Annotated in this window: 12 protein-coding genes, 3 tRNA genes and 4 pseudogenes; 7 read left to right on the top strand and 12 right to left on the bottom strand. The window is 36.6% G+C overall.

Going from position 1 to position 12403, the window contains the following annotated elements; genetic code table 11:
- Positions 1 to 169 precede the first annotated feature (169 nt).
- A pseudogene (locus tag AACL31_RS08645) lies at positions 170 to 384 on the top strand (peptide-methionine (S)-S-oxide reductase); the annotation flags it as partial.
- On the opposite strand, the pseudogene AACL31_RS08640 reads toward AACL31_RS08645, so the two are convergent.
- From AACL31_RS08640 to AACL31_RS08605, 8 genes and pseudogenes are all read right to left on the bottom strand, one after another.
- Positions 380 to 1090: pseudogene (locus AACL31_RS08640) on the bottom strand (peptide MFS transporter); the annotation flags it as partial. The pseudogenes AACL31_RS08645 and AACL31_RS08640 overlap by 5 nt on opposite strands.
- Positions 1091 to 1341: 251 nt before the next feature.
- Positions 1342 to 2286: a Kdo(2)-lipid IV(A) acyltransferase gene (locus AACL31_RS08635; RefSeq protein ID WP_339053930.1), complete on the bottom strand. Its 945-nt coding sequence runs from the start codon at positions 2284 to 2286 to the stop codon at positions 1342 to 1344.
- Positions 2287 to 2683: 397 nt separating this feature from the next.
- Positions 2684 to 3259 (bottom strand): LuxR C-terminal-related transcriptional regulator, encoded by a 576-nt coding sequence (locus AACL31_RS08630; RefSeq protein ID WP_310513380.1) that lies wholly within the window; start codon positions 3257 to 3259, stop codon positions 2684 to 2686.
- 497 nt (positions 3260 to 3756) lie between these two features.
- Positions 3757 to 4808: pseudogene (gene pyrC, locus AACL31_RS08625) on the bottom strand (dihydroorotase).
- A gap of 167 nt (positions 4809 to 4975) precedes the next feature.
- Positions 4976 to 5051, bottom strand: a tRNA-Asn gene (locus AACL31_RS08620).
- A gap of 215 nt (positions 5052 to 5266) precedes the next feature.
- Positions 5267 to 5342 (bottom strand) — tRNA-Asn (locus tag AACL31_RS08615).
- A gap of 288 nt (positions 5343 to 5630) precedes the next feature.
- Positions 5631 to 5706, bottom strand: a tRNA-Asn gene (locus AACL31_RS08610).
- Positions 5707 to 5858: 152 nt separating this feature from the next.
- Positions 5859 to 6344: a YlaC family protein gene (locus AACL31_RS08605; RefSeq protein ID WP_310512613.1), complete on the bottom strand. Its 486-nt coding sequence runs from the start codon at positions 6342 to 6344 to the stop codon at positions 5859 to 5861.
- Positions 6345 to 6819: 475 nt separating this feature from the next.
- Here AACL31_RS08605 and cspE point away from each other — a divergent pair, with 475 nt between their 5' ends.
- The 3 genes and pseudogenes from cspE to AACL31_RS08590 all read left to right on the top strand — a co-directional run.
- A complete protein-coding gene (gene cspE / locus AACL31_RS08600) occupies positions 6820 to 7032 on the top strand; it encodes a transcription antiterminator/RNA stability regulator CspE (RefSeq protein WP_026823671.1) in 213 nt (70 codons plus the stop codon).
- Positions 7033 to 7141: 109 nt separating this feature from the next.
- Positions 7142 to 7336: a hypothetical protein gene (locus AACL31_RS08595; protein ID WP_310512614.1), complete on the top strand. Its 195-nt coding sequence runs from the start codon at positions 7142 to 7144 to the stop codon at positions 7334 to 7336.
- Positions 7337 to 7644: 308 nt separating this feature from the next.
- Positions 7645 to 9030, top strand: a pseudogene (locus AACL31_RS08590) (flagellar biosynthesis protein FlhA); the annotation flags it as partial.
- 84 nt (positions 9031 to 9114) lie between these two features.
- On the opposite strand, the gene AACL31_RS08585 reads toward AACL31_RS08590, so the two are convergent.
- The 4 genes from AACL31_RS08585 to AACL31_RS08570 all read right to left on the bottom strand — a co-directional run bounded on the left by AACL31_RS08585 (position 9115) and on the right by AACL31_RS08570 (position 10615).
- Entirely contained in the window at positions 9115 to 9558 is a 444-nt protein-coding gene (locus tag AACL31_RS08585; protein WP_310512615.1) for a flagella synthesis protein FlgN, read from the bottom strand.
- A 4-nt stretch (positions 9559 to 9562) separates the two neighbouring features.
- The gene (gene flgM / locus AACL31_RS08580) at positions 9563 to 9856 is read right to left on the bottom strand and encodes a flagellar biosynthesis anti-sigma factor FlgM (protein ID WP_310512616.1); all 294 of its coding nucleotides are present in this window, start codon (positions 9854 to 9856) and stop codon (positions 9563 to 9565) included.
- A 100-nt stretch (positions 9857 to 9956) separates the two neighbouring features.
- Complete coding sequence (gene flgA, locus AACL31_RS08575; protein ID WP_339053999.1) at positions 9957 to 10313, bottom strand: flagellar basal body P-ring formation chaperone FlgA; 357 nt, start codon at positions 10311 to 10313, stop codon at positions 9957 to 9959.
- Positions 10314 to 10354: 41 nt separating this feature from the next.
- On the bottom strand, positions 10355 to 10615 hold the full coding sequence (locus tag AACL31_RS08570; protein ID WP_339053929.1) for a hypothetical protein: 261 nt from the start codon (positions 10613 to 10615) through the stop codon (positions 10355 to 10357).
- A gap of 207 nt (positions 10616 to 10822) precedes the next feature.
- On the opposite strand from AACL31_RS08570, the gene flgB reads away from it, so the two are divergent.
- The 3 genes from flgB to AACL31_RS08555 are packed head-to-tail and all read left to right on the top strand — an operon-like array spanning position 10823 to position 12381.
- Positions 10823 to 11230 carry a flagellar basal body rod protein FlgB gene (gene flgB / locus AACL31_RS08565; protein WP_310512618.1) on the top strand — a complete coding sequence of 136 codons (408 nt, stop codon included), beginning with the start codon at positions 10823 to 10825 and terminating at the stop codon, positions 11228 to 11230.
- A gap of 16 nt (positions 11231 to 11246) precedes the next feature.
- Positions 11247 to 11651: a flagellar basal body rod protein FlgC gene (gene flgC / locus AACL31_RS08560; protein ID WP_310512628.1), complete on the top strand. Its 405-nt coding sequence runs from the start codon at positions 11247 to 11249 to the stop codon at positions 11649 to 11651.
- Positions 11652 to 11664: 13 nt separating this feature from the next.
- Complete coding sequence (locus tag AACL31_RS08555) at positions 11665 to 12381, top strand: flagellar hook assembly protein FlgD (protein WP_310512619.1); 717 nt, start codon at positions 11665 to 11667, stop codon at positions 12379 to 12381.
- Positions 12382 to 12403: the final 22 nt, after the last annotated feature.

Genomic DNA, 12403 nt, shown 5'->3' with positions numbered 1-12403 from the left:
ATCAAAACTATAAGCTAGCCACTTAGAATAGCTATCAACCTAAAACTATATTACAGTAATAAACTAGGCTCAGACGACTCATTTGATATGACAAAAATAGCTATCATCTTTTTTGATAAATCGTATTAATTGATTCTAATTCTATTTACCAGCTTACAAGGCAATCACTATGACTATTGAATATGCAGTAATTAGTGGTGGATGTTTTTGGTGTACGGAAGCGATATTTGAACAGGTAATTGGTGTAAAATCGGTAGAAAGCGGATATACCGGTGGAACTGTAGAAAACCCCACTTATGAACAGGTTTGCTCCGGTAATTAGGACATGCAGAAGCTATTCGCATCGCTTTTGATCCACAGCAAGTAAACTATAATGAGTTGCTAGCACAAATGTGATCCATTTACCAATGTTTTTACGCTTGACGGTGGTTGGTTGTTCCCAACTAGCATCAATACCTGTTTCTTTACTATAGCGACGCATTTGGGGGACGGCATAAAATCGGAAGATAAGTAGAGCAACCAGCATCCCAATTCCACCAAGGCCAAAGCCGATATGCCAACCATATTTTTCATAAAGTGGTCCAATAATTAACGGTGCAATAAATGAGCCCATGTTAATTCCCATATAGAACAGTGAAAATCCGCCATCACGGCGTGTATCATCTTTTCTATACAGAGTGCCAACCATAACAGTAACACAGGTTTTAAATAAACCCGTTCCAAGTACAATAAATAATAATTCGATAAAAAATAGGCTATTACCCCAAATTGCAGAAAACGCGATGGAAAGATGGCCTAATGCAATAATTAGTGATCCATACCAAACTGCTTTACGCTGCCCAAGCCAGTTATCAGCTAACCATCCGCCAGGGAGTGAGGTAATATAAACTCCACCGGCAAAAATACCAACAATAGCTGATGCTTGCTCGATTGTTAATTCCATTCCTCCTTGCAATAAGGTTGCACTCATAAAGAGGATCAACAGTGGCCGCACGCCGTAAAATGAAAAACGTTCCCACATCTCAGTTAAGAAGAGAGAGCTCAGAGGATAGGGATGACCAAAGAAGGTTTTAGTTACTGTGCGTTGCATCTAAATATTCCCCATCAATACTCTACCAGTGAAATTATAAAAGTAAAAAATATTAGCCTTAAGTTATAAAATATTATCTTTTTCAGTTCAAATATTGCTGTTAATCCAATATCGTGCAATATTATTTTATGTTTAATTATTAGAAAACTATATTTACTTTTATTTAAACCATTTTTTATAAAAAAGATTAGCAAAAAATTGTCTGGATAAGCCTAGTGACTGGTCAGATAACACAGTCACTGGTAGTTTTATTAATCGTGTATGTTATCAAGCTCACCATAAAGCGATGGCATATCTTTGGGTCTAGTTTTAAATCGACGATGTAGCCACATATATTGCTCGGGCGCTTGCATAATCTGTTTCTCAATCAATTTATTCATAAAAGCTGCAGTAGAAATTTCATCCTGCTGTGGCAAGTGGGTTATTGCCGGTTGGATAAGCAATTCATAACCTTTTGCGTTAGTTAATCGCCTGGGGGTAAAAGGTATTATGGCTGGATCGGCAAGTTTTGCCAGAATATGGGTACCGATAGTGGTAGCGGTATGTTTGACAGCGAAAAAAGGCACAAAAACACTTTTTCTTGGGCCATAATCGTGATCTGGCGCATACCACAAAATTTCTCCGTGCTTTAGGCTGCGTATCATGCCCTTTATATCTTTGCGATCAAGCATAAATTTATTAGAGCGCAACCGTCCTCGGGTTTGCAACCAATCCATTACTGGATTGTCGTTTGGGCGATAAACACCAATACCAGGATTTAATATACCAAAGATACGAGCGCCTAATTCGAGCGTTAGAAAATGAATTCCTACTACGATGATCCCTTGCCCTGTCTGCTGAATTTTTTCAATATTATTCTGCCCTTTAATCGTAAACCAGTGTTGTATTCGTTTATCAGACCAGAACCAGGCCATACCTGTTTCAAATAATCCCATACCTACAGACTCAAAATTTTTATCGATCATTTGCTGGCGTTGCTGCGCACTCATAGCCGGAAAGCAGAGTTCTAAATTGCGCTCTGCAATCTGTAGGCGTTTTTTTAGAAAATATTTGGCTAACCGTCCAAGGCGAGTTCCTAGCCAATAGATAACAGGATAAGGCAGTAAAACCAGTAAATAAAGGAGCCCAATTCCTAACCATGTTAGCCAATATTGGGGATGTAAATATGAAATTTTAAAAGGAGTTACTTTTATCATCTGCGTTTTGTTTAGTCAGTATTAATATTATCTATTGTGACACCTTTTTAGCAAAGCTAAAACTATAATTGTATATTTAACCGCCATTCACTACTTAACATTGGTTTGCTTCAAGAGGGGGTTACTATACGTTTTTCCGTTGATGAGGGTGATATGCTGCAATTTAATATGGTCTTTCTTTTTAGCAGTTGGTATAACTTATTAAAGATCATATATTGAAGTATTTTATCAATGATATCAGATGTAAATGAAATAAAAGATAGTGAGCACGAGAATGATTGGTCGTACTCATTTTAAATAAATGCAAAGCAAGAAAATTGATATAAATTAAGAATAAAATTAATTATATTATTTATAATATGATTAAGTTGTATTCCTTTTGTAAATAGAAAATATTTTAATCATTTGAATATATATATTTAAAAATATTATAAACAAAAAAAAGTTCAATTCGATTATTAACAAAAATTTTTTCAGTAATGTGTCTTTTATGGGAATACACAGTGCTATTACTAATTCCAAGTTTTCTGGCAATAACGTGATTAGGTACTGCATTCATCCAATTTTTAATAATTTTTTGCTCTTGATAACTAAAAATAGATGCATTGTCATTGGATAAATAAGTGATATTTTTTAATATGCTATTGGTTTCTATTAAACGTTCTAATACGTGATTTAATATTTTTTTAGACATAATAAAACATTGATTTTTTAGTAAGATGGGCCGATTCGTGAAAGGATAAGGAGAATCAAGATAAATATAGAAACGTACATTATGTAATTTTTCAATAAATGTTTGTAGTTGATTACAATACTCTGCATGATGACAATAATGTGTTAAATTGGCTAAAACAACATCAGGAGAAAAATTATTAATATGATTAATGGCAGAGTTAATATTATCTTGACTAATAAACTGTAGTTTATTGATTTTTGATAAATATTCACTGATGCTAATCTTGTATAATAACATTCGTCAACGATTAAAACTTTCATTACAAAACATCCTTGTCTAAGTAATAGATAAACGATAAATTTCTTATTGATTTCTTGCTATAAGTAAAATAAGAAATAACGATAAAATTTTGTAAATGTCTTAGTTATATAATTAAAATATCATAGTAAGTATTTAATTGAATACCCATATTAGCTTAATATTGTTTATTTATTGATTTAGTTTATTTATATAATTTAGCTTTATTAATAACACTTTTCAGAAAGTATATTCATTATCTTTCTGGATTTTTATTAGTTTTATTGTTTATTTTATAGAATTTTTTTGCTAAACAGATTAACTAATGTATGATCTTATATTGATTATAAATAATATATTGTTAGTAAAATAAACCTCGATAATAGCGTTATTTTTAATGAAATAGCTGTTTTTAAAGCACAAATCATATGATAAAAGATGGCCGTGGTTGATAAATTAATAATCAACCATTGCCATGGTAACTTTATAGTAGAGAATTATAGTACATTGATTTCCCAATTAGCATCTTCATTTGCTAAAAAAGGAATTAAATGATTTTCACCTTGGGAAATTTTGTCAGGGATAATTACTTTTTTACGTTTAAGTTCAATAAACCCTTCATTAACAGGTAAGCCATAAAATTTAGCGCCGTTTAATGAACAAAACGCTTCAAAGTTTTCCATCGCATTCATTTCATCAAAAACGGTAGCATAAGCTGCAAGGGCAGTAGGTGCATTAAAAACACCGGCACAACCACAGGCAGACTCTTTTCTATTTTGTGTATGGGGTGCACAGTATCTGTGCCAAGGAAAAAGCGTTGACAACCTGTTGTTATTGCTTCACGTAATGCTTTTTGATGGATGTCGCGCTTTAGAACAGGTAGACAATATAAATGAGGTTTGATGCCACCAACTAACATATGATTTCTGTTAAACATTAAATGTTGTGGTGTGATGGTCGCAGCCAGCTTTTCATTACCAGCCAGTACATATTGAACGGCTTCTTTAGTGGTAATGTGTTCAAACACAATTTTTAGGCTGGGGAAATCTTTTCTAATAGGCTCCATCGTTTGATCAATAAAATAGGCTTCGCGATCAAAAATATCAATATCACTGTTTGTGACTTCACCGTGAACTAATAGTGGCATACCTATTTTTTCCATTTTGGCAAAAACGGGATAAATATTGGCTATCTTTGATACCCCATATTTAGAGTTAGTCGTTGCGTTGGCTGGGTAAAGTTTACAGGCAGTAAATATCCCCTGATTGAAGCCTTCTTCTACTATTTGGGCGTCAGTGGAATCGGTTAGGTAGCAGGTCATTAATGGTGTAAATGAATGTTCTGCAGGGATCGCATCAAGGATCCTTTCTCGATAAGATTTTGCTTGATCAATATCAGTAATTGGCGGTACCAAGTTTGGCATAACAATAGCTCGACCAAAAAATCGGCTAGTATAAGGCATAACAAGTTTTAATATATCATCATCTCTAAAATGAACATGCCAGTCGTCTGGGCGGCGAATTTTAATAGTTGTCGTGATTTGGGTCATTAAATTGACTCCATCTTAAAAGTAGATAATGAAAAAGATGAGTTGTGAGTATGTTAACTAGAGATGATAAAGTGAAAAAAGCAAAATAGCTATATTAAATAGCAGATTAACCTGTATCAAACTAATAAGTTATAAAAGTAATAACAAAAGTATAAGTTAAGATTGTTTGGCTCCTCCAACTGGACTCGAACCAGTGACATACGGATTAACAGTCCGCCGTTCTACCGACTGAACTATGGAGGAATAACATTAGATGAGCACTGAATGTTATCGATAGAAAGTCAATTTGTCAAAGACCAAAAGGAGTAATATTAATCAGCAGTGCGGAGTTTTGAATATAACAATATGTTGGCTAGCGAGAGGTTGCGTTATAGTAAGCATAACGGTTGATTTTTAATCTATCTAATTTGCCTATGAAAGCAAAAAACCTGCCAACTAGGCAGGTTTTCTTAAGAATCTGGCTCCTCCAACTGGGCTCGAACCAGTGACATATGGATTAACAGTCCGCCGTTCTACCAACTGAACTATGGAGGAATTGGCTGTGCGCTTCACAACGAGCGGAATAATAGCGGGGCTTATCTTAGTTGTAAAGTGTAAAAATGAAAATAATCACTGTTTGGTCATAAGGTAATCAAGAACCAAGATTTTAGATTTAAAAATCCGAGTTTTATATTGTAGAAGTTTAAAAAATTGACCAAATTGAGTGGCGTATTTTGTATTAGCTAAAAGAATTGGATGAAAAACAAGTAAATTTTGGCGGCGTATAATTATGGTATGTTAACTAAAAAGTAAAAGCCCGCAAGATTGCGGGCTTTAAGTATTTGGCTCCTCCAACTGGGCTCGAACCAGTGACATACGGATTAACAGTCCGCCGTTCTACCGACTGAACTATGGAGGAATTAAGCTAGCTAAAAAAGCTGGCTGCATACTAACGATGTCCTGCACCACTGTCAACGTTAAAAATATAATATTTTTACTGTTTGTTTATACTGTAATCACATTGCATCAAAAATAAACTATTTATCTGATATTATATGAGTTTTATATGAATTATGAGCGATTTTTTATTGAATTAGGCGGGTATGCAAGTAGATATATATCATAAAATGTTATTTTGTTTTTTTGCTTGATAAGACGTTTTAACTCGGTTTTGATTGCATTGTTGATAGTTGGCTCAGCAAGTATTTTATTAATCGCAGCATCTGATACTTTTTCAGTAACAAACCATTCACCATTGTAACATACACGTAAATCCAGTATCCCAATATCCTTAAAGCGGTATGTTGGTTTGATATCAAACAGTAATGCAGCGGCGAGCAAAAGAAAAAAAAGTGTAAAACCGATTGTCCAGTACAAACCAAAGTACGAGGTATGATAGATTAGAATCGCTGTTAGCAAGTAAGTCATGACCATTCCTATACATAGGTATGGATGGGCAGTAATAAACTGCCAATTTAGATAAGGCCTATTATTACGATTTTGCTGTTTATTTATTTGGCAGAGATTTTCATTCAGGATTACTTTTATCATATCCATGATATTTACCTTAATTGATTAGATTTATAGATGAATCTAAACCCTGAGACTAGTATATTAAATTGCTTGAGTTATCGACATATCTTTTTTTCTCTTATTTTAAACAAAATTTCTATTGATTAGGAATCGTCCCAAACAGAAAAAAAATTTATATTTATGGATTTATTTAGATCATTTTGATTTTTTTATTAATTTATTGGGTTAACGAAGAATATTCTTGAAAAAATTCGATTTTTTTCTTAAACAAAAGCATAAAACTATTGATATTATTAACTACTCGTGCGTTAATGGGAGGAAGCCTAATAAACAGATCTATTTTATTTACGACATTTAAGTTAATGTGTTATGAGTAGCGTTATCCTTGATAGCCTTTCGACCGTTTCTTGCTGAGTGCTTCCATGAATTAAATAGTGATGTAGGCTTTTATATACCTGCCGAAAGCGGCAATGTTTATTAGTTATATAGGAAAAGGCACATGTCTGACAAAATGAAGGGTCAAGTGAAGTGGTTTAACGAATCTAAAGGCTTTGGTTTCATCACTCCTTCTGATGGTAGCAAAGATGTATTCGTTCACTTCTCTGCCATTCAAGGAAATGGATTCAAAACCCTGGCTGAAGGGCAAAATGTAGAATTTACTATTGAAGATGGTTCGAAAGGCCCAGCTGCAGCGAATGTAACTGCTCTTTAAGATTAGTTAAATAAATGGATTTCTTGAAGCCTGTCGTGCAAGCGGCAGGCTTCTTTATTATTTTGTAGTAAAATTTTTTGGTACAACATTCAATTTTTTGGCATAACCGATGAAAATCAATGATAGCGTTTTAGTAAAGACTGATGGCAAGCAGATGCGAGAAGGTATTATTCGATTAATAGAGCCTTTTAATGAGGGAATAATGTATTTAATTGAGTTGCCTGAATATACTACTGGTATTTGGTTTTTTAATGAGAATACGGCAGGTGCAGGTATTTATGTGATACCAAAAGAGAGTGACTAAATATAAATTAACATCTTCCTAACCTAGTGAATTATTATTTCTGCACTGAATATCTTTGCCATGGGTAAAGGGTTTTTAAAGCTGATTAAATTGATAATTGTTTTAATAAATAATTTATAACTAAATATGCTTTATAAGCCTATAAGACCAGGTATAATTTACTAAAAAATTATTATTTTTATATTATATTTTTAAAAATATTTCTTTTATTATTTGTATTATATATTCTAAATTTTAAATAAAAAAATCTCTATTAAGAATATCTTTATTTTATAAAAACCTGTTTATATCAAGAATAATATATTTTTAATGCCGGCTTGGTTGATGAAGCGGAAGCGAAAGCACGACGGAAAGAAGTTACCCAAGAGTCTGATTTTTATGGCTCAATGGATGGTGCTAGTAAATTTGTGCGTGGTGATGCCATCGCCGGACTGATGATTATGGCGATCAATATCATTGGCGGGTTAGTGGTTGGTGTTGCTCAACATGGTTTAACGTTGGGTGAATCAGCGAGTATCTACACCCTGTTAACCATTGGTGACGGCCTGGTGGCACAGATCCCGGCATTAATTATTTCTACCGCTGCTGGTGTGATTGTTACCCGGGTCGCAACTGATGAAGACGTCGGCGAGCAGATGTTGGGCCAACTGTTTGATAACCCAAGGGTATTGATGTTAACGGCGGGAGTATTAGGTTTGCTTGGGCTTGTCCCCGGTATGCCAAATATTGTTTTTTTGCTCTTTACTTTGGTATTAGGTTTTATTGGTTGGAAATTGATGAAACGCTCGGCCAAACCGGTAATTGATGTTGAGCAACAACAAAAGATTGAACAGCGTTACCAGGCGGTAGAGGTTAGTTGGGATGATGTTCAGCCTGAAGATCCATTGGGTATGGAGGTTGGTTACCGTTTGATCCCATTGGTTGATCAGGGACAAAATGGCGAGCTGCTTAATCGAATTGGCGGCATCCGCAAAAAATTTGCCAAAGAGATAGGTTATTTACCGCCGGTGTTACATATTCGCGATAATATGGCGCTGAAGCCCGAAGTCTATCGTATTTTAATGAAAGGGGTAGAAATTGGTCGGGGGGAATCCTATCCAGGGCGTTGGTTGGCAATTAATCCAGGTGGTGCCATCGGGGAATTGATCGGTGATGCGACCCAAGAGCCTGCTTTTGGTTTACCGGCTATCTGGATCGATGAAGCATTACGTGAACAGGCGCAAGTGCAAGGTTATACGGTGGTTGCAGCTAGTACGGTAATCGCGACGCATTTTAATCATCTGTTAAGTCGCTTTGCTAGTGAATTATTTGGTCGTCAAGAAGCGCAGCAGCTTTATGAACGGATCAGTAAAGAGTTACCAAAACTGACGCAGGATTTGATGCCTGATGTGATCAATTTAACGCTGTTTCATAAAGTATTACAGAATTTATTAAGTGAGCAGGTGCCGATACGTGATATGCGCACCATCATTGAAACCTTAGCAGAGCATGCGGCAGAACAAAAAGAGGTAACGGAACTGACCAGTTTGGTTCGTATTGCGTTAGCCAGGGCGATCACGCAGCATTGGTTTGGTGATAAACTAGAGATCCAAGCCATTGGTCTGGATGTTAGCCTTGAGCGAGTTTTGATCCAGGCGCTACAATCGGGCGGTGGATTAGAGCCGGGGCTGGCGGGTAATATTGAGCAACAAGCTGTTGGTGATTGGTAATCGGTTTATAGCAGCGTTATATCGTATTGCTTAATCGCAAATAAGGCATTGTTGGTCAATGCCTGAGGATTAAATTTTGATTCGGTAACCGCTGGCGACGACATTTTCTGTCTGGCCATGCTCACCATACAGTGCTGGACTATGACGTTTTTTAAGGAAGGTTAATTGCTCTTGATTGATCTGCATATGCTGCTTAAGCAGCAGCCCATTTTGGCTATTATGTTGATAAAGATGTTTAATTTGCAGTTCGATTTTTTGCCAAATAGGAGCCAGCGTTTTATCTTGCTGATAGGGCGGCAAACAATTGCCTTGTTGACTGCAAGTAATGCGTTTTTCATCACTATGGTGTAGTGCGGTTAACCAATACTGTTTTTTTTCGGTCACTTCATTTAAACGCAGTAAATTAACTTTACCTGCAATCAGTAATTGATATTTAATATTGAGTAGCTCATTGAGCGTTTCCAATTGGGAAAGTTGCTCAATGAGGATCTCCTGTAGCGTCTGTTGGATCATCGATTTAATCACGTATGCTGGTATTTAATTGGATCAGGGCATCAGCAATTTTTTCTGCATTGACGGTTAATTCGCCACGTTCAATTTTTTGTCGTACCTGTTCAACTAAGGGCTGACGAATATCTTTGTCGTTGGCTTGCAATAGTTTTTCTGGTGATCCACTCAAACTTAAGGTAAAGATAGGGTCTTTTTCGTCGCTAGTGACTGATGGTTTTACTTTTTTAGGTTGTGGTTGTCGCTCTTCATGGTGCGAAAGCGCTGCTATACCACTGAGTGGGGTGGTTTTTTCAATGCTCATGAGTTACATCCTGTTATTTAATCGGCTTAGGTGTGATAGCTATCATTAAGGTTTACTATCATGTTTTATAGATCATATAACGGCTTAGCGACCAAAAACTTTAATTTTTTAGCGTAATTTTGGCATTACCCTCTTTTTGTGCAATCGTAGTGATAATTTGGCCGGCCGGCATTCTGATCCACACAGGCTCATTTTCGGCAGCATTATTAATCGCCTTGCCTGCATATTTCACTTGAAAATGGTGACCTTGGGCATAAACAATCACATTTTTACCGGCCTGAATAACCCAGACAGGGCGTAACATATTCTGCGTAATGGGCTGTCCGGCAGCAATATCACGTAAACTAAAGTTATCCTTTAAGCTACGCATATCACGGATAATGCCGTGTGGTAATTTTTCTAACATACCGCGTTTAGCCATCACATTATGCTGATTAATAACCGAATTACGTTTTATCGGTTTATTAGCTACCCAATAAGTGCCTTCAACACTAACGGCTAAGCGAAGATAATATTTTTTTCATCACAACTAACAGGTAGGGTTAATTTCCCCCAGTATTGTTGGGAAGGCGCCGGTTTAATTTGTAATTTGTGACAGCTAGGCAACTGCTCTGCAGGGGTAAGAATAGTAATTGTCACCTTATCTTTCTTTAGATACTGCGGGTTAAAATAGTTCTGTAACGTCTTTGGCAGACTAACAGCTGCGCTGACGCTAACGGGTAGCAAGAGTAGTAGTAAAACAAATATTCGATTAACCACAAATTTTCTCTTCATTTTTATTTAATAGCCACTATTTAACCAACCATTATCTGTATAGCCAGCAGTGTAGAGCATTATTTCGCTGATAATGTGATAAATAAACTATTAATAATCGTTTTTTCCCGCCTTTGACTTTTTATTCTGCCTATAAGCTATTGCCCTAAAATATTGTCAAAATTGGATCTCTATCGTTAACAGAGGAAAGTTATGCTCGATAAACTCGATGCAACGCTGAGTTTTCAGCAACAGGCACTGTCATTAAGGCACCAGCGCCAGTCTATTTTATTAGCCAATATTGCCCATGCTGATACACCGGGCTACCAGGCACGTGATATCGATTTTAGTGCCCAATTAGAAAAAAAACTGATGGCAAATTCAGTCAGCGGTAAACAGTTATCGCTGGCGGTAACCTCCGCCAAACACATTGCGGTACAGCCAGTGAATTCACTGACGGTCGATCTGCTTTATCGTGTTCCCCAACAAGCCGCTATGGATGGTAATACCGTTGATATGGACATAGAGCACAGTCATTTTGCGGATAACAGCGTTAAATATCAAACCGATCTGTCGATATTAAATGGGCAAATAAAAAGCATGATGGCGGTTATGCAATAAATAGAAGGAATAGATGATGTCACTTTTTTCGATTTTTGAGATCAGCAGCTCTGCTTTATCTGCCCAATCTCAACGTTTAAATGTCAGCGCCAGTAATATGGATAACGCTGATAGTGTTACGGGCCCTGATGGTGAACCTTATCGTGCTAAACAAGTGGTCTTTTCTGTTTCTAGCTTGTCAGCTGATGGTATTGGTGGTGTTAGCGTGGCTCAGGTAGTAGATGATCCGTCGCCTTTTGGTTTGGAATATCAGCCTTCTCATCCTTTAGCCGATGAACGCGGCTATATTCGTAAACCTAATGTTGATGTGACTGCCGAGATGATCAATACCATTTCTGCTTCTCGCAGTTACCAGGCCAATATTGAAGTGATGAATACCACCAAATCCTTAATGCAAAAGACATTAACCCTAGGCCAATAGTAAAGGAAGATAAATGGGCGTTGTAAGTTCAATCAATGAATCGCTGGACAATACCAGAGTGGGTTCAGCGGCTTCACCACAAAATATCAAGAAAAAAGGCAGTGATGATATTCAGAATAATTTTCTGACGCTATTACTGACACAGATGAAAAATCAAGACCCGACCAACCCGATGCAAAACAATGAACTGACTACCCAATTAGCCCAAATCAGTACGGTGCAAGGGGTGGAAAAACTCAATGAAACGGTGGGTAACTTAACTGGCCAGCTTAATGAAAATCAAAAATTAACCGCCGCTAAACTGGTTGGTCAGGGGGTGATGATCGAAGGTAATAAAATCAGCTTATTTGAAAAGCAAAATGCTCAGGCCACAGCTAGCAATGAGTTGACTGCTACGCCATTTGGTTTTGAGCTAATTGGAGCAGCAGATAAGGTGGTACTTGAGATCATAGATAAAGCTGGCAATGTGCTAAAAACCGTCGAGATGGCGCAAGGGATGAAGCCAGATGTTTACCGTTATGAATGGGATGGTAGTGATACCGCGGGTAATAAACAGCCTGCAGGTAGGTATCGTTTTTCTGTCAACGCTTATTCTCAACAGGGCCAAGTACCGGTTAAGCCACTTAATTACGCTTTGGTTAATGGCGTTTCAAATGGCCCGCAAGGTATTTTGCTCGATGTTGGTTTAGATAACAGTATTTCATTAGAAGAGATCCGTCAGGTTTTGTAATTGGAACAATAAAAATTAACAT

Source organism: Arsenophonus endosymbiont of Crataerina pallida, assembly GCF_964020125.1.
GTDB classification, from domain to species: Bacteria; Pseudomonadota; Gammaproteobacteria; order Enterobacterales; family Enterobacteriaceae; genus Arsenophonus; species Arsenophonus nilaparvatae.
The sequence above is the reverse complement of the archived record's forward strand: the minus strand, read 5'-3'. Positions and strand labels throughout refer to the sequence as shown.